The organism is Clostridia bacterium (assembly GCA_035561135.1).
Taxonomy (GTDB): domain Bacteria; phylum Acidobacteriota; class Terriglobia; order Terriglobales; family Acidobacteriaceae; genus DATMYA01.
The window spans coordinates 41,944-65,028 of sequence record DATMYA010000079.1 but is presented as its reverse complement, the minus strand read 5'-3'; the positions used below and the strand labels follow the sequence as shown (position 1 = coordinate 65,028).

19 protein-coding genes are annotated in these 23,085 nt (G+C 55.4%); 15 read left to right on the top strand and 4 right to left on the bottom strand.

Annotation, left to right across the window (positions count from 1 at the left end):
• Positions 1-17 precede the first annotated feature (17 nt).
• From VN622_16120 to VN622_16110, 3 genes are all read left to right on the top strand, one after another.
• Entirely contained in the window at positions 18-3,281 is a 3,264-nt protein-coding gene (locus tag VN622_16120; protein ID HWR37388.1) for a carboxypeptidase regulatory-like domain-containing protein, read from the top strand.
• Positions 3,282-3,351: 70 nt separating this feature from the next.
• Complete coding sequence (locus tag VN622_16115) at positions 3,352-5,511, top strand: S46 family peptidase (protein ID HWR37387.1); 2,160 nt, start codon at positions 3,352-3,354, stop codon at positions 5,509-5,511.
• 203 nt (positions 5,512-5,714) lie between these two features.
• A complete protein-coding gene (locus VN622_16110; protein ID HWR37386.1) occupies positions 5,715-6,434 on the top strand; it encodes a hypothetical protein in 720 nt (239 codons plus the stop codon).
• Positions 6,435-6,557: 123 nt separating this feature from the next.
• Here VN622_16110 and VN622_16105 read toward each other — a convergent pair whose 3' ends face one another.
• The 4 genes from VN622_16105 to nikR form a co-directional block, all read right to left on the bottom strand.
• Entirely contained in the window at positions 6,558-7,364 is an 807-nt protein-coding gene (locus tag VN622_16105; protein ID HWR37385.1) for an ABC transporter ATP-binding protein, read from the bottom strand.
• A 3-nt stretch (positions 7,365-7,367) separates the two neighbouring features.
• The gene (cbiQ, locus tag VN622_16100) at positions 7,368-8,162 is read right to left on the bottom strand and encodes a cobalt ECF transporter T component CbiQ (GenBank protein HWR37384.1); all 795 of its coding nucleotides are present in this window, start codon (positions 8,160-8,162) and stop codon (positions 7,368-7,370) included.
• A gap of 14 nt (positions 8,163-8,176) precedes the next feature.
• The gene (gene cbiM / locus VN622_16095) at positions 8,177-9,217 is read right to left on the bottom strand and encodes a cobalt transporter CbiM (GenBank protein HWR37383.1); all 1,041 of its coding nucleotides are present in this window, start codon (positions 9,215-9,217) and stop codon (positions 8,177-8,179) included.
• Positions 9,218-9,278: 61 nt separating this feature from the next.
• Positions 9,279-9,692: a nickel-responsive transcriptional regulator NikR gene (gene nikR, locus VN622_16090; protein ID HWR37382.1), complete on the bottom strand. Its 414-nt coding sequence runs from the start codon at positions 9,690-9,692 to the stop codon at positions 9,279-9,281.
• A gap of 381 nt (positions 9,693-10,073) precedes the next feature.
• Here nikR and VN622_16085 point away from each other — a divergent pair, with 381 nt between their 5' ends.
• The 12 genes from VN622_16085 to VN622_16030 all read left to right on the top strand — a co-directional run bounded on the left by VN622_16085 (position 10,074) and on the right by VN622_16030 (position 22,711).
• Entirely contained in the window at positions 10,074-10,520 is a 447-nt protein-coding gene (locus tag VN622_16085) for a hypothetical protein (protein HWR37381.1), read from the top strand.
• Positions 10,521-10,677: 157 nt separating this feature from the next.
• Positions 10,678-12,375 (top strand): 30S ribosomal protein S1, encoded by a 1,698-nt coding sequence (locus tag VN622_16080; GenBank protein ID HWR37380.1) that lies wholly within the window; start codon positions 10,678-10,680, stop codon positions 12,373-12,375.
• A 156-nt stretch (positions 12,376-12,531) separates the two neighbouring features.
• Positions 12,532-13,611: a hypothetical protein gene (locus VN622_16075; GenBank protein HWR37379.1), complete on the top strand. Its 1,080-nt coding sequence runs from the start codon at positions 12,532-12,534 to the stop codon at positions 13,609-13,611.
• Between the two features lie 219 nt (positions 13,612-13,830).
• On the top strand, positions 13,831-15,918 hold the full coding sequence (locus tag VN622_16070; GenBank protein ID HWR37378.1) for a hypothetical protein: 2,088 nt from the start codon (positions 13,831-13,833) through the stop codon (positions 15,916-15,918).
• A 27-nt stretch (positions 15,919-15,945) separates the two neighbouring features.
• On the top strand, positions 15,946-16,653 hold the full coding sequence (locus VN622_16065; protein ID HWR37377.1) for a CsgG/HfaB family protein: 708 nt from the start codon (positions 15,946-15,948) through the stop codon (positions 16,651-16,653).
• A gap of 200 nt (positions 16,654-16,853) precedes the next feature.
• Positions 16,854-17,549, top strand: a complete 696-nt coding sequence (locus VN622_16060) for a zinc ribbon domain-containing protein (GenBank protein ID HWR37376.1) — start codon at positions 16,854-16,856, stop codon at positions 17,547-17,549.
• A gap of 252 nt (positions 17,550-17,801) precedes the next feature.
• Complete coding sequence (locus VN622_16055) at positions 17,802-18,179, top strand: DUF4870 domain-containing protein (GenBank protein ID HWR37375.1); 378 nt, start codon at positions 17,802-17,804, stop codon at positions 18,177-18,179.
• Positions 18,180-18,274: 95 nt separating this feature from the next.
• Complete coding sequence (locus tag VN622_16050) at positions 18,275-18,877, top strand: zinc ribbon domain-containing protein (GenBank protein HWR37374.1); 603 nt, start codon at positions 18,275-18,277, stop codon at positions 18,875-18,877.
• A gap of 45 nt (positions 18,878-18,922) precedes the next feature.
• On the top strand, positions 18,923-19,633 hold the full coding sequence (locus VN622_16045; protein HWR37373.1) for a zinc ribbon domain-containing protein: 711 nt from the start codon (positions 18,923-18,925) through the stop codon (positions 19,631-19,633).
• Between the two features lie 284 nt (positions 19,634-19,917).
• On the top strand, positions 19,918-21,717 hold the full coding sequence (locus tag VN622_16040) for a sodium:solute symporter family protein (protein HWR37372.1): 1,800 nt from the start codon (positions 19,918-19,920) through the stop codon (positions 21,715-21,717).
• Between the two features lie 9 nt (positions 21,718-21,726).
• Positions 21,727-21,987 carry a hypothetical protein gene (locus VN622_16035; GenBank protein ID HWR37371.1) on the top strand — a complete coding sequence of 87 codons (261 nt, stop codon included), beginning with the start codon at positions 21,727-21,729 and terminating at the stop codon, positions 21,985-21,987.
• A 130-nt stretch (positions 21,988-22,117) separates the two neighbouring features.
• Positions 22,118-22,711, top strand: coding sequence for an energy transducer TonB (locus tag VN622_16030; protein ID HWR37370.1), 594 nt, complete (start codon positions 22,118-22,120; stop codon positions 22,709-22,711).
• Positions 22,712-23,085: the final 374 nt, after the last annotated feature.

The window sequence follows — 23,085 nt, the reverse complement described above, 5'->3', positions numbered from 1 at the left end:
AAGGGGGGCAGTCTGCGATGAATACTAGAAGTCCGCAATATTATTCAGCTTCGGGCCTGACCATAGTTGTTCTGTTGGTTATTGCCACATTAATCTTCACCCCGGCGAGCTATGGTCAGAGCACCGCCGCAACGATCACAGGTACTGTAGTCGACCAAACAGGCGCAGCAATTCCGGACGTCAAGATTGCTTTGACGAATATCAACACAAACGTTCGCCGTCAGATCACTACGAACAAAGAGGGCTGTTTCATCCTGCCCCAACTGGAACCTGGCAACTACAAGCTGCAGGCCTTCCGTGAAGGATTTGCGCTTGTGGATATCCCGGACATTACGCTCAACGCCAATGATCGCCGCGATCTCCAGATCAAGCTAAGGGTAGGCGCAGCGGCCGAGTCTGTCACGGTTAGTGCCAGCGCAATCACAGTCAATACTTCGGATGGAACCGTCGCAAGCGTTATCGACCGCCAGTTCGTCGACAACCTTCCGCTGAACGGACGCACCTTCCAATCGCTCGTTATGCTTACGCCGGGCGTTGTCCAGACAACAGCGGCTGGCGGTAGCGTCGGCCAGTTCAGCGTGAATGGACAGAGGAGCAACACCAACTCCTTCTATGTTGATGGTGTCAGCGCCAACGCTGGATTCATTGCCACTGCCGGGGGCGGGGGCTCGAACTCTCTCGGACAGCAACTGTCGGGAGCAACTCCAGGGATGAGCGCCCTGGGCACGACGGCCACAATGGTTTCGGTTGATGCCATGGAAGAGTTCAAAATCCAGACCTCAACCTACTCGGCCGAATTTGGACGGCAACCGGGTGGACAAGTTCAACTGGTTACCCGCTCTGGCACCAACACGTTTCATGGCAGCTTGTTTAACTACCTTCGGAACGATGTCCTTGATGCCCGCAACTACTTCCATAAGGATTTAAAGCCGCCACTTCGTATGAACGACTTCGGCGGAACTCTCGGCGGCCCTATTGTGAAGGACAGGACCTTCTTCTTCTTCTCTTACGAAGGCCTGCGTCTGCGTTTGCCCGAAACGGAAAATAGTTATGTCCCGTCATTGAGATTACGGGAGCAGGCAGCGCCGGCATTTCAGACACTCCTGAATGCATGGCCTCTTCCGACCGGACCAGAAAAAGTCCTAAATGGAAAGCCTACAGGTTGGGCTCCGTTCCTGGCGGCCTACTCTAACCCGAGCAGCATGGATGCATTCAGCCTTCGAATCGACCATACGTTCAACGAAAAGCTGACGCTATTCGGGCGGTACGCAGAGACGCCCTCCGATAATTTGGAGCGTCAGATGATGGTTTTGACGGGCGACGTAGCTTCGAATCGTACTTTAACCTTAGGCGCAACGTCCGCCTTGACCTGCAATCTGAGCAACGAGCTCAGGATGAACTACACCAGGAGCCGAGGCCAATACAACCGCACCATGGACGATTTCGGCGGAGCAGTTCCTATAGATCCGTCGATCCTTCTAAACGGTAATACCGGAACTGGCACCCGGCTTGGTACATTCACTATTAATATACCCGGTGGCAGTACGTCCGTTCTTCAGGCGGGTGATTTCAATGACTCATACAATCGACAGATAAACATTGTGGATAACCTGTCATATGCTATGGGCGGTCACCACCTCAAGTTCGGCGTTGACTATCGGCGTCTCTCTCCAACATACGGCCCCACAGAGTACTACTCAATGGCTTCCGTTAACAGCCAGGACCTAATGGTGAATACAGGGGTTGCTGGCTGGGTACCAAGACTGTACTCCCTCAATGTCACTCAGAAGCAAGCAGTTCGCCCACGCTTTGACAATCTCTCCTTATATCTAGCTGACACCTGGAGAGCTTCGCGGCGTCTAACCGTGGATTATGGAGTACGTTGGGAGCTGAACCCGCCGCCCAGCGATGCGAATGGGATAAAGCCACTCATTCTGTCCGGCATCACCGGCAACCTGGAATCAGGATTCGATACTTCAACTGCAACCTTGGCGCCGCCTGATGCGCCTTTCTATAAAACTTTCTATACTGCCTTTGCGCCACGGGTGGGAGTCGCTTACCAGTTGAATCAGGCCAGCGGACGGGAAACCGTGCTGCGCGGCGGTTTCGGCGTCTTTTACGATCTGGGGAGCGGGCAGTCGTTGAATGGTTTTAGTCTGTATCCATTCAATGTATCGTTGAATACGAAAAACCTACCGTATCCGGTCTCGGCTGCACAGGCGGCGGCTCCGGCTTTGCCGACCCAGCCTTACCCGGCAACGATAGCATCGAATGTCTTCGCGACGAACCCGGACCTTAAGCTGCCGTATACGCTGCAATGGAATGTGGCGCTTCAGCAGTCGTTAGGCAATAATCAGACATTTACTCTCTCCTACGTAGCCTCGGCAGGGCGCGACATGCTGACTACGCACCGTTTGAATAACCTGCTCAATAACAATCTTGGACCGCGGCCTAATCCGAATTATTGGATGATTATGTACACGACGAATGCATCGACGTCGGATTACAACTCGCTACAGGCACAATATCAACGCCGTCTAGCGAATGGCCTCCAGATGATGGCGAGCTATACCTGGTCACACGCCCTTGATACTGTTTCGGACGAAGCCAGCAATGGCAGTATGACGCGAGGCAATGCCGACTTCGACGTGCGGCACAACTTCTCCACAGCCGTCACATACGAAATACCGAAGTTGAGAACTGGAGCACTTCCTGAACCACTCGGTTTGATCGTGAAAAGTTTGGCGAACGGCTGGTCCGTTGATTCCACCGTGTACGCCCAAACTGGTGCTCCTTTCGATCTGAGCGCCGGCACTTTGTATCGGCTGGACGGAACCACATTGGAAATTCGTCCCGATGTTGTTGCGGGCATGCCCCAATGGATAGACGATGCAAGCGTCCCGGGAGGCCAGCGTCTGAACCCCGATGCTTTTGCTCTACCGCCTTTTGTACTTGGCGGTGCGAACGGTAAGACGCCATTCTTCACACGGCAGGGAACCTTGGGTCGCAATGAATTACGGCTACCCGGGATCTGGCAAGTGAATATGTCGGTCGGGCGGAAGTTCAATCTGACTGAGAAGTTCAAGCTGCAGTTCAAGGTAGATGCGTTCAACGTGTTCAACCATCCTGTGTTCGGCGACTATGACTTTGGCTTTGCTCCCGGAGATACACAGCTGGGAGTACCGAAGGAGACCTTGAACAAGAGTCGCGGCGTCCTGAATGAGCTGTTCCAGATGGGCGGAAATCGGTCGCTGCAACTTTCGTTGAGAATCACTTTCTAAGCTAAGACCAGCGCAACGACCTCGGCATTGCTGGTGGAACTTGCGAAAACGAGAAATGACTCATAATAAGATGAAGAAATCATACCTTCTACTGTGTGTGGTCATCGTCGCGACGGCAGGGCTTGCCGTCGCCGACGATGGCTTTTGGCCATTCAATGCAGTTCCCAAGGATAAGATCAAGACACGTTATGGGTTCGAACCGACTCAACAGTGGCTCGACCATGTGCGGCTTTCGTCAGTGAAGTTCAGTGGCGCCTCCGGTTCGTTCGTGTCGCCGGATGGCCTGGTTTTGACCAATCATCACGTTGGCGCCAGCTGCATTCATGACGTCTCTACAGCTAATAAGGATTACATTAAGAACGGTTTCTACGCGTCCGCCAAGGCAGATGAGATCAAGTGTCCCAATATGTCGGTCAGCGTGCTACAAGACATCGAGGACATTACGCCGAAGCTGAAAGCTGCCGTCACTCCGGACATGTCTCCGGCTCAGGCGGCCAAAACTCAGAAGGCGCTCGAGTCGAAGCTGACCAAAGAATGCAGCACCACCACCAAGCTCACCTGTCAGGCGGTTCCGTTCTACTCCGGAGCTACGCACTTTCTTTATAAGTACAAGACTTATGAAGACGTGCGCCTGGTGTTCGCGCCCGAATATGCCATGGCGTTTCTTGGCGGCGACCCGGATAACTTCGAGTACCCGCGATACGCCTTAGACGTCACTTTCTTCCGGATTTATGAAGGAGGTAAACCCCTCCACACGGAGAACCATCTCTCCTGGTCAAAAAAAGGTGTGAAGACAAACGACTTGGTCTTTACATCCGGTCATCCCGGAATGTCAGCGCGGCTCAACACCATGGCGCAGCTCGAATTCATGCGCGACCTCGATTACCCCCGGCAAGTCGAGCGTCGCACGCGTATCGTTGAGGGACTCCTGCAACGTGGTGCAGCATCCGCTGAAGCGCAGCGACAGGTAGAAGAGGCTCTTTTTGCTGGCCAGAACGGCCTCAAGGCAGCTAAGGGCCACTACTCCGGCCTGCTCGACAAAAGGTTGATGGCCACGAAGGCGGAGCAGGAGAAGCGGTTGCGCGACGCGATCCTGTCCGATCCGAAACTGAAGGCGCAATTCGGTGATCCATGGAAGGATGTCGCCGATTACTACAACGCGCAGAGGGAAGGGAACCTCTACTTGAAGCGGCAATTCTTCCCTGATCCACAGCCGCCAGCCGCATCGAGGAGACCGGGAAGTATGGCCGGCGTCATGCCGGGTATGCTGCCCTCCCTTGCCCGCCTACTGGTGCTTACGCCGATCGATAGGGCCATGCCTGAGGCTGAACGTGACCCTGTATATGCCCCCGAGTCCATGCAGAAGCGCCTCTTTGGCTCTTCCAAGATTGACAAAGCTTCAGATATCAGAATGCTGACCACCTCGCTGGCGGAGATGGTCAAGTATCTGAAGGACGATCCCATCGTTGCCAAGCTACTGAATGGGAAGACCCCCGCAGAAGCCGCCAAGGAGTGGATTGAGAACACGCAAGTGGGCGATGCCGAATTCCGCAGACGGCTTTATGAAGGCGGCAAAGAGGCTGTCGAGAAGAGCACCGATCCACTCATTCTTGCAGTGCGCTTGCAGGAAACGGAAGCGTTTCGCATAAAGGATGAATGGAATAAGAAAGTCGCGCCGCTGGCTCGTGCCGCAGATGCGGCGAAAATAAAACTGGCGCAGGCGCGCTTCGCCGTGGAAGGGACCAAGTCTTCTCCCGACGCGAACTCTACACTGCGTCTCTCGTATGGCGCGGTAAAGGGCTATGTGGAGGATGGACGCGGAACCGTGCCGAAGGGCACCAAACTCGCGCCGTTCACCACCCTCGGCCAAGCCTATGATTACGCAGCGAAGCACGAAAACAAGGACCCTTACTTCTTGCCGGAAAGCTGGTTAAAGGCAAAAAGCAAAGTGAACTTGAAAGTGCCGCTCAACCTGGTATCAACGAATGACGTCCTGGGCGGCAATTCCGGAAGCCCATTGATTAACAAGAATGCGGAAATCGTGGGGTTAATCTTCGACGGCAACATCCAGTCGCTGCCGGGCACTTTCCACTTCGACGAGACGCTGAACCGTTCAGTAAGCGTCGACTCGCGTGGCATTATGGAAGCGCTGCGAAACGTGTACAGCGCGACTGCGCTCGCAGACGAACTACTCGACGAAGCCTCGAAACCGCAGTCAAGCAAGAAATGAAAGCGACGCAAGCCGTCAGTTAGAGGGCGCGAATAATTATTGCAAAAGAGCGTCGAATTCTGAAAGTTGGTGTTCATACCTGTAACTCGCAGAAGTTGCCCAACCGGTTGAGCAAATAGGGAATGGGAAGCGAGTTACAGGTAGAGCAGAACTGGCTCCCAAATTTTTAACGCAGCAAACCTGAAATGGAATAAAGGAGATTTATGAATCGATTTTGGCGTACCGCAGCCATCAGTTGCATCGTGTTGTTGGCTTCGGTTTGTGGGTTTTCAACGGAAGTGACCTCCGAGGTTGCTGCCAACGTACCGGCCCTGAGTGAGTTCCACGATGTTATCGCACCTATTTGGCATCAAGCGTGGCCGAACAAGGATATCGCCATGCTAAAGAAGATGGTCCCCGACGTGGAAAAGGGCGTCGAGAAAATCGCCAAATCCAAGCTTCCAGGTATCCTGCGCGAAAAGGAAAAAACTTGGCAGGAGAACGTAGCGAAATTTAAGACCATAGCAGCAGAGTACCAAGCCGCAGCCAAGGGCAGCAGCGACAGCAGGCTACTCAATGCAGCGGAAGATCTGCACAAGCAGTATGAAGCTCTGGTGCGGGTTGTTCGGCCCCCCCTGAAAGAACTCGACGAATTCCACACCGTACTCTACATGCTCTATCACTACGAATACCCGGAGTACAAACTGGACAAGATCAAGGCTTCGGTTGCTGCGCTGAAGGAAAAGATGGGCCCCCTGAACAAGGCTAGCCTGCCTAAGCGCGTTAGCAAGAAGCAAGCCGAATTCGATGCTTCGCGGGTTAAACTCGATGGTTCGATTGACGCGCTGATCGCGACTCTCGCAAAGCCGGACAAGAAGACAGTTGGCCGGGCTGTCGAGACGATGCACTCCAACTACCAAGCAGTTGAAGCAATCTTTGAGTAAACGCTAACTACATTGCGCAGAGTTTGCGCAAGAGGGAAGGCGGTTCGCCATTCCATGTTTGCCCAGTGCGGCAGACGTGGAGTGGCGTTCTTATTTGAGACGATCTGCCGCTCAAAGTCGAACTTACAAATTGTGATGCGAATGGCCATGTAGATGAGGATGTGAGTGCATGGTTGTTCCGTGCTTGTGTCGATGTTCGTGGACAAGATTCGCTTTCAAAAGAAGTTCGCCGTTTGCGAGGATGCTGGCGGGCGTGCCCGAAGCAATGATCGTTCCGGAATCCATCACATAGACAATGTCGGCAATTTCCTCGAGCAATTCTAGTTGATGGGTTGCGGTGATTACGGTTTTCGCCGTGCTCTTCCATCCTTGAATCAGATCGACGACGAGGCTTTGACTTCGCGGATCAAGAGCGGCTGTTGGCTCGTCGAGCAGCAGAACCTCCGGATTCATCACCAACACGGATGCGAGCGCGACCTTCTTCTTCTCTCCGCCTGACAGGCGGTAGGGCGGTCGCTCCCTCAAAGATTCGAGGCTCATCGTGGAGAGGGTCTCATTCACGGCCTGCAGCACTTTCTCCGTTGAAAGTCCTAGCTGGAGAGGGCCGAATGCAATCTCATCGAACACGGTCGGATTAAACAATTGCACATCGGGGTTTTGAAAGACGAATGCGACAGCGCGGCGGAATCGGGCCGTGAACTCAGGATCATTGAATTTGTTTTGTGTCAGAATCTCTTTCTGGAACAGCACTGTGCCGGATGCCGGCAGATAAAGCCCGTCCAGCACTCGCAGCAGTGTTGACTTACCCGACCCATTTGCTCCTACCAGGGCGATTCGCTCGCCCTGCCTAACAGTCAGTGACAACGAGCGGAGCGCGGGTATCCCATCGTAGTCGAAGCTTACCGCAGCGAGAGTGAACAGCGGCTCCATTGGCTACCTTCCCAGCCATATTGCCACGATGGCCAAAGCGGCGAAGGCTGTAATCGCCATCGCGTCCCTGAACCGAAACTCAAAGTCGTGCAGCAAATGCACTTCACCTCGAAACCCACGGGACTGCATTGCGAGGAACACTTCGTTACTTAAATCAATGCTCTTACTCATTAGCACTCCCGCAGTCCTTGCCGCCAATCGACGTTGTTCGACGCCAGGCAGCGGACCGAGGATTCGGCTCTGCCTGGATTCGAACATCTGCTGGGCGACTTCAATGAACAGAAAGACATAACGATGAGTCATCGCCAGCATTGCTATGATCTCGGTCGGCACCCGCAAGCATCGCAAGGCCTTCAGGATGTGCGTCCAGGGTGTGCAGAGTACAAGGGTTGTGGTCAGCGTTACCGCCGTCTCGACTCGAAGGACCAGCAGTCCTGCGGTTTGCAGCCCCTGTGCGGTGATCGACAGAAATGCCACGCGCATCACGACATTACCGGGTGTGGTGAACAATGCTGGCAGGGCAATTAATCCTGTAAACCCGAGAACAACTACCCAGACGCGAAGAACAAGTGTCTTCATCGGCACCCGGGACAAAAGCGCGAGAGCACTGGCAATCAGGAAAAGTGCAGCTACGATTGCGATGCGACGGGCAGAAGCTACTGCCACGACCAGGGCCAACATTCCCGCCAATCGCGCCCGGGGATCCAGCGCCTGCAGCAGGCCGGCACTGCGAGCCACCTCTTCTGAAACGAGGGCACGCGATAATGCGCGGCTGAAGCTCCGTAAGGTCGTTTCCATAGCAGGATGACGGCTCATTCGTCCGACCCTAAGCTTTGGTTGCCGCGACGCGTTCGAGCTGAGAAAAGCAGATAGACAGCAAATAAGAGGCCGACGCCGAACATGGCTGACAACACGTATCCGAAGGATTCGCTCTTGACGAAAGCGGGCGCGTAGTCCGGAAACGGCGCCGTCCAGTAAGAAGAGAGCCGCTGGAGTCCTGACGGAGTGCCTTGAGGTAATGCAGCGTGGTGAGCCAGCTCTTCTGGCGACCATTCTCCCCAGGCAGTTCCTGTCGCCAGAATGCCGATTGGAGTAAGCACCATCAGGAGCGCGGTCGAGATCCATAGTGGCGCAAGGCTGCGCGTTCGGGTCGACGAGGCTGAATTGGTACGAGTAATTCCTCGGTTAAGAAGGAGCCCAGGATTCGACTTCTGAAGATAAGCCACCATGCCACTGGTAATGACTGCTTCAGCAAGACCGGCCAATGTCAGATGGCCCAGCATCATGGCCGGTACCGCGATGCGAAGTGGGTACGGAGCGTACAGAGGAGTACCGATGGCGTCATGGAACAAGTGCGGCTGGATACCAAACTCGATTGCGGTGAGCAAAGCTGCTGCGTTAATCGAAAGATAGCCTGCAATCGCAGCCGCTACTATTCGTCGTTTTGAGTTGTCTTCCGCGGAGACAGCCAGCAACTTGTAAGACAAATGCGCGACCAGTGACCCTACGATTGCAATGTTGAAACAGTTAGCGCCTAAGGTTGTGATTCCACCGTCACCAAAGAACAAAGCTTGGATTGCCAGCGCGATTGAGATTGCGAGAATAGAGCCAGATGGCCCAAGTACGATTGTCGCTACTGCAACACCGACCGCGTGCCCGGTGGTCCCGCCTGGAAGGGGCAAGTTGAACATCATGAGAACGAATGAAAATGCAGCGAAGACTGAAATCAGGGGGATTGCCCGGCTAAAGAACACACGTTTGATGCGACTTAATGCCGCGTACCATCCGCCGCTTGCACATATATAGAGCGTCGCGCAGGTGGACGGACTCAGATAGCCATCGGGTATATGCATACTTCAACGAACTCCTGATTCCCCTGCGGAACCCAACAGTGTTTCATGCTCTGACACGCTGCTACAGACCTTTCCCAGTAGAGGTCAGAACGAGTTTGCCATGCTTAACGCCTCGCAGGGCGAGCATGTGGTCCGCAATATGTTTGATCTCGCCAGCACGTCCTTTCATGAGAACCACTTCCAGGCAGTTCCGTTCGTCGAGGTGAACGTGGGTCGTCGCCAGGATGTTGCCATGGTGGTGGTGCTGCGCGTCCGTGATCTTTCTGGCAAGGTCGGGTCTGTTGTGGTCGTAGATCATCGAGAGCGTAGCCACGACCGGAAGATTGTCGCTCACTTGTTCTGCAACAAGCGCCTCGCGAACGAGGTCCCTGAGGGCCTCCGAGCGATTGCTATAGCCTCGCTTGTCAATGAGCCGGTCGAACTCTTCGAGGAGATCCTGCTCGATGGAGACTCCTGTCCTAACTAGTTCCGCCATGCTTCGTCACTCCGGATGTACCTTGTTTGCGAATTGCTCGATATTGAGGCGACCAGTGACTCCTGTAGGAGTCCGAGGAGTAACACGATTTTGGTATTCGTGTTACATTGTAGCATTCGAACGAAGGCGTTGTTTTTGACCGGTGATGCGTTCGATCGTCTCGAATACTCCGAAGTCGCGTGTGAGCGCTCACGCAGCCCTGCCAAGCCCACTCGTGATCCTCTCCGATCATGCGCTTGGCAGAAACCGGTCTGCCGGGAATCGTTGTTTCCGCCCATACCCGTTCTGGGGCAGAGCCAACACCTTGAGCACTACAACCGTCTCAGAGATTAGGCTGCTCGAAGCGGGAACCAGCCAATAAGGTGACCGAGGAAGAGAACTATGAAAGTGCGGATCGTACTCAGCGCATTGTTGCTTGCGTGCGGCATCATGTTTGCACAGAGCAATCAGTCTCCACAACCCAGCGGGCAATCGGCGGGCACGTCGACAGGCATGAAGATGGGAGCTGCCCAGGGGGCTCACGGAATGACCGGGAAGAGCGCCCACATGCAGCAGATGCAAGCCGAGATGCAGCAGATGAAGTCCCGAGTCGAAAAGATGCGAGCGGACGCGGAGAAGGTTCAGGACCCAAATACCAAAGCCGCGCTGCTCGACAATGCGGAGATGTGGGAACAATTCACCACTCGAATGCAGTCGCACATGGACATGATGATGAAAGACGGAGGAATGCATCGCGGGGGAATGATGTCAGGACAGAAGGGCATGAAGCGTCGCCAGACATCTCAACCGCCGCAGTCGGGACAGACTGGCGCACCTAACCCTAAGTAGGTACATTTGTAGTAGAGCAAATTGCGGCCGCCGTTGCGGCCGCTTCGCGCCATCTTCAAGATTGGGAGCCGGGGAGCAGCGCTCCGCATTTGTGAACACTCCGCACATAAGGAGTGTTATCTTAGCTGTTACTCCACACTTGAGACTGTTACCTGTCATGTCTGACCCGAACTTTCCAGAATCCCAGCCTTCCTCCGAATCCAACGAGTCATTCGAAGACATTCTTTCCCAGTACGAGCAGAGCCATTCGAGTAAGCCGGAAGCTGATGGCAAACAAATCGAAGGTACCGTTATCGCCATCTCCGCCGAATCGGTATTTCTCGACATTGGTTTCAAGACTGAAGGCACTCTTCCGCTGGCCGATTTCCAGAGCGCGGGCGAAACCGTGAAGCCCGGCGACAAGTTGCCTGTCACCGTCAAGGGCCGCGGGCCGGAAGGCTACTACGAGCTTTCACGTTTCAAGATTGCCCGGCCAACCGATTGGTCGTCTCTTGAGCAGGCCTTCGCAGAGAAATCGACAATCGTGGGCACCGTGACGGGCGTGGTCAAAGGCGGTCTGAGCGTGGACGTGGGAGTACGAGCGTTCATGCCGGCCTCGCGCAGTGGTGCGCGCGACGCCTCCGAGATGGGGAAGTTGGTCGAGCAGGAGATCCGCTGCCGCATCATCAAACTCGACGTGGCCGAGGAAGACGTTGTCGTCGACCGCCGCGTGGTTGCCGAAGATGAAGAGCGCGTGGTCAAGGAGCGCCGCTACTCGGAGATCAAGGAAGGCGACACCGTTTGCGGTGAAGTCCGCAGCCTCGCTGATTATGGAGCCTTCGTCGATCTTGGGGGAGTGGACGGCCTGCTGCACGTCGGCGAGATCGCTTGGAGCCGCGTCAACAAACCTGGCGACGTGCTCTCGGTCGGGCAGCAGATCGAAACCAGGGTACTCAAAATTGATTCCGACAAGAAGCGCATTTCGCTCAGCATGAAGCAGCTTCAGCCGCATCCCTGGGATGCGATTGCCGGAAAGTACAAAACAGGCGATCGCGTTCGCGGCGTCGTTACGCGCGTTGCCGAGTTCGGAGCATTCGTAGAATTGGAGCCCGGCATTGAAGGCTTGATCCACGTTTCCGAGATGTCGTGGGCCAAGAAGGTAAGGATCGCCAGCGACATCGTCAAGCCCGGCGAAACCGTAGAAGCCGTGATTCTCGCAGTGAGCATGGGCGAACGCCGCATCTCGCTCGGCCTCAAGCAGGCGCTCGGAGATCCATGGGCCGATGCCGCTCAGCGCTTTGCGGTCGGCGCGGTTGTCGAAGGGCCTGTCACAAAGATCATGAACTTCGGAGCGTTTGTGCAGCTTGCAGAAGGTGTCGAGGGCATGGTTCACGTCAGTGAGATCAGCGCCGAGAAGCGTATCAATCATCCGCAGGAAGTGCTGAAGGTTGGGCAGACCGTCAGGGCGCAGGTGCTCGCACTCGACAGAGAAAAGCGGCAATTGGGGTTGAGCATGAAGCAGTTGATCCCCACCAGCCTCGATGAATACATCGCCGAACACAAGGTAGGCGACATCGTCACGGGCCGCGTGATCGAGGTGTCCGGAGAACACGCAAGCGTGGAACTCGGCGAAGGCATACAGGGTATTTGCCGAATTCCAGCGCAAGAGCGTGAGAAGCAAGAGACACAGTCCAAGGCGAAGCTGGATCTGTCATCGCTGACTTCTATGCTGAACGCGCGCTGGAAAGGCGGCGCTTTCGCTGGCAACAGCTCGAAACCCGAACCTGTCCGGGCCGGTCAAATTCGCAGCTTCCGGATTACGAATCTGGATTTGCCTGCGAAGCAGATCGAGCTGGAGTTGGCGTTAAAGAGCTAGGTAAGGATTGCCCAGCCGAATCGTTCGTTTTCCCGAAGAGGGAACCGATTAACGAAGCGGTGTCATGCTGTGTTAGCCAAGGTTTTGGATTTATATAAAATGATTATCGGTTTCTAAGCGAAATCAAATTGTCGTGATGCCCTGCCGGAGGTGGTTGTGATATCCCGTGTCCTGACAGTAGTCGCGTTGTGCCTTGTTGTCCCTGTTTCTCTGTTTGCCGACTTTCAATACGCCGAAACGACGAAGATCACCGGCGGCTCAATCGTGAACATGATGAAGGTTGCCGGAGCATTCAGCAAACAAGCTCGCCAGTTGAATGAACCGATGAAAACCATGGTGCTGGTAAAAGGCAACCGCATGGCGCGAATCGGCCCAAACGAGATTGAGATCATCGATTTGGATAAGGAAACGATCACAGTTATTGATTCCGCCAAAAAACAATACTCGGTGATGACCTTCCAACAGATGAAGCAGCAGATAGAGGCCGCCGCGAAGGATGCGAAGAAGCAGCGTGGGCAATCGGATGACGACTCAGCGCAGCTCTCCTTCAAAGTGAACGTTCGGAATACTGGGAAGAAGCGGCAGGTGTCCGGCCTCAATACGACGGAAGCGATCCTGACCATGATCATGGAAGCCCAGGACAAGAACACGAGTGAGAAAGGGAGCATGGCGATTACCTCCGACATGTGGCTGGCTCCGGAAATGCCGGGTTACGCCGAGGTACGTGAGTTCGGGACGCGCATGGCCGTGAAGCTTGGCACGATGTCGAAGGGCGGATTCGGCGCGATGTTGGCGTCGATGCAGCCGAACTCTTCGCAGGGCCTCGCGGAGATGACGAAGGAAATGTCGAAACTGAAGGGCGTGCCGGTGCTCCAGGTAATGCGCATGGGCACCAGCACGGATGGCAAGCCATTGCCGCCCGCCTCCGAGGCGCCACTGCCACAAGCGAAGGAGCAGCCAACGCCCGACGTCGGCGAAGTTGCAAAGGACAGCGTGGCCTCAAGCATCGCCGGCAAGCTTGGAGGTCTGGGCGGCTTGGGCGGCTTCGGTCGCAAGAAGAAAAAGGAAGCAGCTGAGCCCGCCGCACAGCAGCCATCGAGCGGCAAGCCGGATGCGCAACCCGAGTCGCTAGTGCTGATTGAGGCGAACACGGAGATGTCCGGCTTCTCTTCCGCCGCCATCGACGGTTCGCAGTTCGAGGTTCCAGCTGGTTACAAGCAAGTCAAAGCAAAATAGGTGAAGGTTCGGGCTCGTTGAAAAGGCTTCGAACACCGAAGCCTTTTCTCTTGCAGCGACCCTGAGGACAAGGCGGGTAGTTCCGGTACCGGGTCTATCCCGAACTGGAGTGTGCTTCTTACTGCTTGCGACTCGGTCGCGATCGGATTTCCTTGAAAGGCGCGCTGGTCAAGGCGCGACGATGGGCTATACTGGCCCGCCATTCCCTAGGAGCAACGGATGCGCTGGTGGCATTCTCTGGCTGTTGCAGTCCTTGTTGTCTCTTCCGCTCTGGCGTTTGCGCAAGATGCGCCGAGCGGCACATATACATTCTTACGAGATTCCGATGGCGGCACCGCGGACGTCGGTGTGCGCGTAACCATCTCATTCACGAGCGGCGTCCACTTTGCCGCCGTGGGCTCCGGCACAAACCTGATTGACAACGGTACGTACAGCGTCACCGGCAATCTGATCACAATCTCGCTACCGAGTATTGGCAAGTCTGCCAAAAACAGGCCATTCACGCTTACAAATGGGCGACTGACGTTGCCCTTCAAAGTGTTCTCCGAGACCATCGGCACGTCAACATGGAAGGCGCAGACAACGACGGCAGATGCATCGGGAAGCGCCACCGGATCGCTCGGCGATTCCGGTAGCGGTAGCAATGGCAATGGCGGCACAGGTGTGGGCAATGGCAACTCCGGAAGCGGCAAGGGATCCGGAGGCAATTCTGGTAATGGCAAAGGTGGACAGGGCGGATCGGGCTCCGGAACCGGTACCGGGCAAGGTGGGCGGGGCGGGTCGGGCTCTGGTGGCAGCGATGATCCCGGAAGCGGAGGAAAGCGTGGTGGCCCCGCGGGTGGTGACGGAAAGGGTGGAGGAAAGTCCGGGAAGATTCCGCCGTCCGAGCGGGACCCGAAGATCTCACCTTACGTCGGCGACTGGGTTGCCATGGGATGGGGGTGGGAGGTCAGGTTCAAGAGTTCGCAACTCGGCGGAGTGACGTCGAACAAGAACATCATGACGCTCATGGTCAAGCATCTGGCACGCATGAACTTCACAGTCGACAAGGCCGGAAACATCGCCGGACGCGGCATGGTGACCTACGATCTGGACCCGAATCTGTGCGGCGTACATGCAGTGGCAACGCAGGTGAACCAGGCGATTAACATGATGGCGCAACTGCCGGACTACATGGAGGCAGGCGCGAATATCGCCAAGCGCGCGAGCGATTACTTCAGCGCCGCGAGCATGGTCGAAGAAAGCAATCTGGCCGTGAATCTGGATCGCTGGAAGGCGTTCCAGATGGATGAGACTCATCGCAAGATGGCGGGTTACCGAGCCTACATGGACGCGAAGGTCGCAAAGAACTACGAGGTCACGAATCTGGCACAGGCCGTATGGGAGGACCGGTGTACTCGCGGAATCCCCGTGAAACTCGCTGGTGCGCTCACTTGCGATGAGCTGCTGGAAGGGCCGATCGCGAAAATGAGCAAGGGCATAGGTGAAGTCGCCGAGGCTCCGGACTGGTTCAATAAGGCAACGGAGAAGATAAAAGACAAGGTTGGCGACATGGACGAGGAGTTCTGGAGCCAGAAGGCTGACGCGCTCTTCAGCTACATAGAGGGCGGAACCAATGCGAAGCTGAAGAGCAGCATGTTGATGCAGACGAAGAACAAGTTCGATGAGTTCTTCAAGAAGGAGAAGGAGCAGAAGGGCGCGTGCGAGGGCGGCTCCACATTGCGAGCCGGGACGCGCGTCGGCGGCATGGACGCCGCCGATGCTGCGGGAATGGCGGGATCGGCAGCGGCGACGATGGCCACCGGCGGTAATCCGATGGGGATGATCATGAACCTTCCCGGAGTGACCCAGGTGCAGTACGACTACAAAGGCCTGCAGAATGGCGCAGAATCACGCAGCTTCAAGCTCAAGGGGCGGGTCGTCGGCGACAAGATGTTCATCGAGATGGACGGAGACGTGTACGACGGCGACAAGGACCTGACGGTGGAGTACACAGTCAACTACAAGACCGAGCGTAAGAAATTTCCGGCATGGAGTCCGTTCGAAGTGGATGGCGCCGGGTTAAACGTAAGGCGCGAGGGACCGTTGCGCATTCTGGAGCGCAAGGTGACCTACACCACCAAGACCGACAAGGAAGGCAAGAAGTACAAAGTCCCACACGAAGTCACGACAGCCAAGGACACGTACTCCAAACTGCCATTTGCAACGCTGCACAAATCCGGTCAGAACCGAAACAAGGTCAAAGTGTGGCACGAATACGAGTATTTCATTCACGCACATAGAGTCACGGAGCCGATGCCGAAATAATCACAGGCGCGGAGGAAGGGAACGAATATGAGAGAAAGACTCCTAGCAGTATTCGCGATAGTTGTACTCGCTGCGGGGATGGTTGCCGCACAAGAGAACCAGTCGCTCTCCAACCTGAAATATCAATACAAGGTTGGCGTACTGCCATTTGTTGATGCAACAGGCACAGGCAGCGAAGAGACCGGCACAGCGATCGGACGCGCCGTCCAGGCGGAACTGGTGCACTCGACGAAGCTGATGGGCAGAGTGCTGAAGCTGCAAGAAGGAATGACTGCCGACGACCTTGATCCGCAGAAGGCTGTAGAGATAGCGCGAGCGAAGAACTTGGATGTCGTGCTGATCGGCACGGTGCTGGAGGCGGAACAAGAACAGTCGGAGAAGGGGTTGGACGGAGTGACGTTGTTCGGCCAAAGCGTAGGTGGACGGGCACAGCAGTCGAGGGCGAAAGTCACCATACAAGTGGACCTGTTCAATGTCGAAACGGGGAAAAAGATCGATAGCTTCCGCACAACAGGCAATGCGAGTGATACGAAGGTAGGAGCTGATGCGCAGACTACGCTCGGCAGCCTGAGCAGCAGTGGTTCGGAAGCGAATTCACCGTTAGGCAAGGCATTGCAGAAGGCAGTTATTGAAGTCGTTAAGAAAGTAGCCGCCGCCGAACCGAAGATGGTCCGCTTGCAGCAGCAGACCGATAGCAATCCAGAGGAGAAACAAGAAGAAAGTGAGAGCGAGTAGCAGAGTTCGGGGATGCGGAAGTTCTGCTTTGCGCTTTCCGGGGAACTCAGAACTCATACCGCACTTCGGTAACTCACTTCGGTAACTACGACCTCGAATCGTAGGACTTTTGTGCTATATCCGGATGGTATACTGCCGTCGCTCAGAATCTGCATTCTATTCTGCGTGGATCACTACGCCTATAAATAAAAGGTGCGCCCATGTCCTTCTGTACGAGTTGCGGAACCAAGATCGAACCCACGTCTCAGTTTTGTACAGGTTGTGGAACAAAGACAGAAGTCGGCCAAAAAGCTGCTAATCCTTCGACGCAAGCTGCGGCTACACCTGTCGCCGCTGCTCAGCCAACAGTTGCGCCTCCGGCAGTACAACCCGTCGTTACGAAGAGTAGTAGCCCCGTAGTCAAAATCGTCATTATCGTTGTTGTTATTCTTGTCGGGCTTGGCATTGTCTCTGCTGCCATAACCGGCTACATGGCTTACAAGGTCAAGAAAGCCATTGGTGTCGATGCGGCAGGAAACGTGACCTCCGTCGATACGCCATTTGGCAAGATCAGCTCTGAGACCAATGCGGGGAAGGTTGCAGAAAATCTCGGTATTGCAATTTATCCGGGCGCCAAGGCGTTGGAAGGAGCCAGTGCGGGCACCTTTGGAAACGTAAGCTTCGGTGGCGCGGAATTCGAGACCAGCGATCCCATGGACAAGGTCGCGCAATTCTACAAGAACAGCTATCCGAAAGCGGCATTTGCGGGAAGCGACGAAAACAACTTCTCCATGATGGTGGGAACGCCGGACGGATTGATTACGATCGCACTCGAAAGTAGCGATGGCAAAACCATAATCCGCCTCGGAAAAACTACAGCCGACGGATCATCTTCGTCGTCGAGCGCAGAGGAGTAAGGCTCCTGAATGAGGGTCCTACCTCTCTGTCGGGGCTCCTCCTGCATCGCTAGAACAACCGTTAGAGCAACGAGAATGCAGATGATATTGCTCGAAGTGTGAGGAAATCTTTGTATTGCAGTGCAGTTTTTGATCTCACGGGAGACGATTAACATGCCTCAATTCTGTGCAAGCTGTGGTTCCCAGTTGCAAGATAACGCTGGATTCTGTCCTTCGTGCGGTTCACGCGCGGGTCAGGCGGTGGGTGGAGGTATGGCGGCAGCACCAGCCCCTGCGGCGACGCCAACGACGGAAGCAATGGCGGACAATGTAGCCGGTCTGCTCGCATACATCACCGTGATTCCAGCGATCATTTTCCTGGTCATGGAGCCGTATAACAAAAGGCCATTCGTTCGCTTCCACTCCTTCCAGTGCATCTTCTTCTCGATAGCCTGGATGGCGGTTTGGTTTGTATTGATGTTCCTCGGTGCGATTCCGTACGTCGGGTACGTCATGTTCTTCTTGTTCCCGTTGTTGGGATTGGCGGGCACCGTACTCTGGGTTTTCCTGCTGCTGAAGGCTTACCAAGGGCAGGTATTCAAACTACCGGTGATCGGCGACCTGGCCGAGAGGCAATCCAAGGTCAGCTAATATTGCTTTTGAGAGCAGGGCTCCAGAGCCCTGCTTTTCTTTTAGTAAACCAGTTCTAGCGAATCAGTACCAGACTTTAAGGGACAGGAGTACCCATGGCGCGACGGGAAGACATTGAAAAACTGCGCGAACAGGCCGAGCAATCCAAAGATCTGCCGACGCTGGAGTCGGTTCATAAACAGTTCGCAGAGATACTGACGTCATTGAACGCTAACCTGCGCAGTACCAGGGATGAGGATGTGATCACCGTTCTGACTGAGATTCGGGACGAGGCACAGTACGCCGACGATGAACTGAAGCGCAGGATTGCCGAGATCAAAGTAGACATGCTGGATCCATCCTACGAGCAGCGCCAAGCGGAGCGCGAGCGCGCGAAGCAGGCCAAGAAAATGGAAGAGGAGATGTGGCAACGCAAATTCGCCACAGAGGGACTAGGCGGCATTTTCAAGGGGCTTGGAGATGTGCTGAACGGTAACCAGCCCTCAATAGGTGCGATGCCGGGAGCCCCGGCAATTGCGGCAACGAATGTCGTGGGCCAGGAAATCAAATGTGGGTGCGGAGCCGTGCTGCAGGTCAACGCGAAGTTTTGCACCGAATGCGGCCAGCCGGTCGTTCGCGAAAAACTATGCACGTCCTGTGGCTGCAAGCTTCAGCCCGGCACAAAGTTCTGTTCTGAGTGCGGCACGAAGAACGCGTGACTTGCTGCAAGATCGTAATCATTTGTTCGCGCTACGGAGTACGAAATGGCTTTCATCCAATTCACCGAAAATCACGAAGACCTCTCGACCGAGAATGGCTATCAATTCAAGTTCTATTGCGACCGCTGCCGTAACGGGTATATGAGCACCTTTCAGGCATCGGCGATCGGGGCGGCGGGAAGCCTGCTGCGGGCTGCCGGCAACATCTTCGGCGGCGCGCTCAGTTCGGCCGGTTCCGGTTCCTACGAGATTCAGAGGGCAATAGGCGGCAAGGCTCACGACGAAGCCATGAAGAAGGCCGTCGAGGAGATCAAAAGCCAGTTCCATCAATGTAAGCGCTGCGGGAAGTGGGTGTGCCCGGATAACTGCTGGAACCGGCAGCGGGGAATGTGCTCGGATTGCGCTCCAGACATACAGGCTGAACTCGCCGCAGCACAGGTTCAAGCCACCATCGAGCAAATCCAGGAAGGCGTCCGCAAGGTGGACTTCACCAAGGAACTGGACCTTTCGGGCGAAGTCACCGCAACGTGTCCGAAATGTGGGGCGCGGGCTACCGGCAAGTTCTGCTTAGAGTGCGGTACTCCGGTGACACCAAAGAAGAAGTGCTCCAACTGTTCCGCAAGCTTCAACGAAGGCGCGAAGTTCTGCCCCGAGTGCGGCACGCCGGCAAAGGCTGCGAAGCCGAAGTGTTCCGGATGCGGGATGGAATACGAGACTGCTCCAAAATTCTGCAGTCAGTGCGGAACGAAAATGTAACTGCTGCGCAGAGGATCACAAAAGGCTTCGGTCGAAACCGAGGCCTTTTTTGTTCCGAAGCTAAAGCGTAACTCCACGATTCACACCGGCTTGGTGTCGGTTCTTCCAGCCAGTCTTCTTATGGAAGGGCCTCTGCCTGCTCGCCCGCAGGTGATTCCTGCTGCGCTTACATTTTGTTCCCTCTGGTCGGTGTGATTTCATTTACACGCTCCATGTAAGCGTTTACACTCAACCCCGCTAACAATGTTTCGGGATTGTCCAAAGTTCTATTGAGAGGCCTAAACGTGAATCTCACAACCATCGACTGGCTGATTATGGTGGTTTACTTCGCCTTCGTACTTGGCATTGGTGTCGCCTTGAAGCGCTATATGAAGACCAGCACAGACTTCTTCATGGCTGGTCGTTCCATTCCGGCCTGGATCTGTGGCCTGGCGTTTCTTTCCGCCAACCTGGGAGCGCAGGAAGTCATTGGCATGGCCGCCTCCGGTGCAAAGTACGGAATCGCAACCAGCCACTTTTACTGGATTGGCGCGATTCCAGCGATGGTCTTCGTTGGCCTATTCATGATGCCGTTCTACTACGGCTCACGCGCTCGCTCCGTGCCTGAGTACCTGCGCTTGCGTTTCGACGAGAAGACGCGCGGGTTCAACGCGATCTCCTTCGCGACTATGACCGTGTTTTCGTCCGGCATCTCCATGTACGCCATGGCGAAGTTAATCCAGATATTGCACATCTTCGATGGTCCATTCGCCTGGCTCGGCGTTCCAACCTCGTGGACGTTTCACGTGAGCATCGTGCTGTCGGCGCTGATCGTTTTGGCTTACATCTTCCTCGGTGGCCTCACAAGCGCAATTTACAATGAGGTCCTGCAATTCTTCCTGATTGTCGCCGGGTTCCTGCCCCTGGTTTTCCTTGGCCTCAAGAACGTTGGCGGCTGGACTGGACTGAAGCAGCAGCTTCCGTCTGCGTTCACTCACTCCTGGCAGGGAATGGGCAGCGCGCAGACCAATCCTCTCGGCGTAGAAGTTTTCGGGCTCATGATGGGATTGGGGTTCGTGTTGTCGTTCGGCTACTGGTGCACGGATTTCCTCGTCGTTCAACGCGCCATGGCTGCTGATTCCATGAGCGCCGCCCGGCGCACGCCGCTTATTGCAGCAATCCCGAAGATGGTTTTCCCCGTTCTCGTTATTTTGCCTGGCATGATCGCCATCGCCCTCCCGAACCCATCGACGCAGACGGTGAACGCCAGTACCGGGCAGGTGCAGGTTCTGAATCAGGAGGGAAAAGGCCTGATTCCTGCGAAGGTTGATGAACGCACCGGCGCCCCGATGTTGGATGCCCAGGGCAAGCCGATTCTCGATTACGATCTCGCAATCCCGAATATGTTGCTGCACTACTTCCCAACCGGTCTTCTGGGCCTGGGGCTCACAGCGCTGCTGGCAAGCTTCATGTCGGGCATGGCGGGCAACGTCACTGCTTTCAACACGGTTTGGACTTACGACATTTACCAGTCATACATAAATAAGAAGGCGACGGATGAGCATTACCTCTGGATGGGGCGCATGGCCACCATCTTCGGAATCGCGCTATCTATTGCGGCAGCTTATGCCGCTACGCGGTTCAATAACATCATGGACTTTCTGCAACTTGTGTTCGCGTTCGTGAATGCTCCGTTGTTCGCTACATTCCTGCTGGGCATGTTCTCGAAACGCACAACCGGCCACGGAGCCTTTTTCGGTCTGCTGTCCGGAACTACTGCCGCTGCGTTGCACCATGGGCTTACTCTGCCCGCTGGAGCCACGGCTGGAATCAAGGGCGGATGGCTCGGCATGGTACACACCTATCCCAGCGAAATGGCTCAGAATTTCTGGACTGCTATCTGGGCCTGGTGCATTTGTTTCGCGGTGACAATCCTCATCAGCGCCGTCACGCGCCCGCGGGAAGAGAAGGAACTTGTCGGGCTTGTCTACTCGCTAACGGAAAAGCCGGCACCAGAGGAGCATCTACCCTGGTATGCTCGCCCGCTCGGATTGGGCGCCATTGTCCTGGGTGTCGCTTTAGTGTTGAACATAATCTTCTGGTAGGAGGCGGCAATGGGCTTAGATCTTCGGATGCCGATCGGTCTCATGTTCTCGGTGTTTGGTGTGATGCTTGCGGTTTATGGCCTATTCAGCGATCGCGCAATATATGCCCGGTCTCTGGGTGTAAATATCAATCTTGTTTGGGGCCTGGTACTACTGGTGTTCGGCGCAGTCATGCTGGCTCTGAGCGTGCGAGGCAGCGCAAAGATGCGCTCGCGAAGCGCAGATCAATCCGGCGTTCCCGTTGCCAGGAAAGCGACCGGCGGAAAATAGAGGATGAGCGGGGAAGCGGACGATGCCGCCGCTATCCTGCTACCTTGGATCACGTTTGGCGGTGTATGGCGTCTGATACTCAATGCTTGCTGAAGTGAGTGCCAAACCGCGCAGGATGTCCCGAACGGCGATGATCGTATCGATGTGCCTTCATCTGATCGTAATCGGAGCACTCCTATACCGTCCGAATCCCGTGATACTGAAGCACTTGCCTTCGCTTCGCGGAGACGGAGGCGGCGGGCAAAACACCGTCGTGCTGGTTGCTCCCGGCGCTAGTGTCATCAGCTTCCCGGGTTCCGAGGAGGTCGCAAGCAGCGAGCCCCTGGCTCTGCGGCGTGCTCAGAGGCGCAAGTCTGCTGATTCAAAACCGCGCGCCGCTGTGCCGGAGAGCGGGCTCAAGCCCGGAATGCCAGGTTTTATGCTCGGGTCATTGTCGAGCGGGTACGCGATTGCTCACGACGTGAGGGTCGCGCTTCCGGTCATCGCTCCCGATCCCCCAATCGTGCGGGCCAAGCTCCCCGAGTGGATTCGTGGTGACGTCATCGTGGAGGTCACCATCGACGAGCAAGGCCACGTCGTAGAAACCATTGTGCTGCAGACTGTGGGGTTCGGTTTGGAAGACACGATTGTTGAGACGCTACGACGCTGGCACTTCACTCCGGCTACCGTAGATGGAGTTGCCGTGGCCTCGAAGCAGGATGTGCATTATCACTTCCCCAGTTGATGCACGCCGAATACTGGTTCCTGCGGTGAAGGAGAGCCCGTTTCCGGCTGACCATCTTTATAAACTCTTTACGTAATCTTTAGACAGGCTTTAGCCACCTCATCGTTCAATGGAATTGAACAAAGAGGAGGCGTTGATGCCCCACCCGGTTCATGCGTTAGCCACAATGGGTGTCGAGTTTTTGTGCATTCTTTTCGGTATAGGCCTGATAGGGTGCGTGTTCGTCTTGGTTCTCACGTTCATCGAAGACGCGAAGACCATCGCTGAGCGCTAATGCGCCGGCAATGACCTTCACGAAACGAGCGAAAGTTGATTCCCGTAATCCTCTAAGCCTCCATTAGTAGAGTGCCCGCTCTGTCCTAAGTACATTTTTC

Excerpts from the sequence above, each read along its gene's own strand:
- cbiM (HWR37383.1), bottom strand. The coding sequence starts at position 9,217 with ATGCATATACCCGATGGCTATCTGAGTCCGTCCACCTGCGCGACGCTC.
- VN622_16050 (HWR37374.1), top strand. The coding sequence starts at position 18,275 with ATGGCGCGACGGGAAGACATTGAAAAACTGCGCGAACAGGCCGAGCAA.
- VN622_16120 (HWR37388.1), top strand. The coding sequence starts at position 18 with ATGAATACTAGAAGTCCGCAATATTATTCAGCTTCGGGCCTGACCATA.
- VN622_16045 (HWR37373.1), top strand. The coding sequence starts at position 18,923 with ATGGCTTTCATCCAATTCACCGAAAATCACGAAGACCTCTCGACCGAG.
- VN622_16115 (HWR37387.1), top strand. The coding sequence starts at position 3,352 with ATGAAGAAATCATACCTTCTACTGTGTGTGGTCATCGTCGCGACGGCA.
- nikR (HWR37382.1), bottom strand. The coding sequence starts at position 9,692 with ATGGCGGAACTAGTTAGGACAGGAGTCTCCATCGAGCAGGATCTCCTC.
- VN622_16070 (HWR37378.1), top strand. The coding sequence starts at position 13,831 with ATGCGCTGGTGGCATTCTCTGGCTGTTGCAGTCCTTGTTGTCTCTTCC.
- VN622_16110 (HWR37386.1), top strand. The coding sequence starts at position 5,715 with ATGAATCGATTTTGGCGTACCGCAGCCATCAGTTGCATCGTGTTGTTG.
- VN622_16105 (HWR37385.1), bottom strand. The coding sequence starts at position 7,364 with ATGGAGCCGCTGTTCACTCTCGCTGCGGTAAGCTTCGACTACGATGGG.
- cbiQ (HWR37384.1), bottom strand. The coding sequence starts at position 8,162 with ATGGAAACGACCTTACGGAGCTTCAGCCGCGCATTATCGCGTGCCCTC.
- VN622_16055 (HWR37375.1), top strand. The coding sequence starts at position 17,802 with ATGGCGGCAGCACCAGCCCCTGCGGCGACGCCAACGACGGAAGCAATG.
- VN622_16085 (HWR37381.1), top strand. The coding sequence starts at position 10,074 with ATGAAAGTGCGGATCGTACTCAGCGCATTGTTGCTTGCGTGCGGCATC.
- VN622_16060 (HWR37376.1), top strand. The coding sequence starts at position 16,854 with ATGTCCTTCTGTACGAGTTGCGGAACCAAGATCGAACCCACGTCTCAG.
- VN622_16030 (HWR37370.1), top strand. The coding sequence starts at position 22,118 with ATGATCGTATCGATGTGCCTTCATCTGATCGTAATCGGAGCACTCCTA.
- VN622_16065 (HWR37377.1), top strand. The coding sequence starts at position 15,946 with ATGAGAGAAAGACTCCTAGCAGTATTCGCGATAGTTGTACTCGCTGCG.
- VN622_16080 (HWR37380.1), top strand. The coding sequence starts at position 10,678 with ATGTCTGACCCGAACTTTCCAGAATCCCAGCCTTCCTCCGAATCCAAC.
- VN622_16035 (HWR37371.1), top strand. The coding sequence starts at position 21,727 with ATGGGCTTAGATCTTCGGATGCCGATCGGTCTCATGTTCTCGGTGTTT.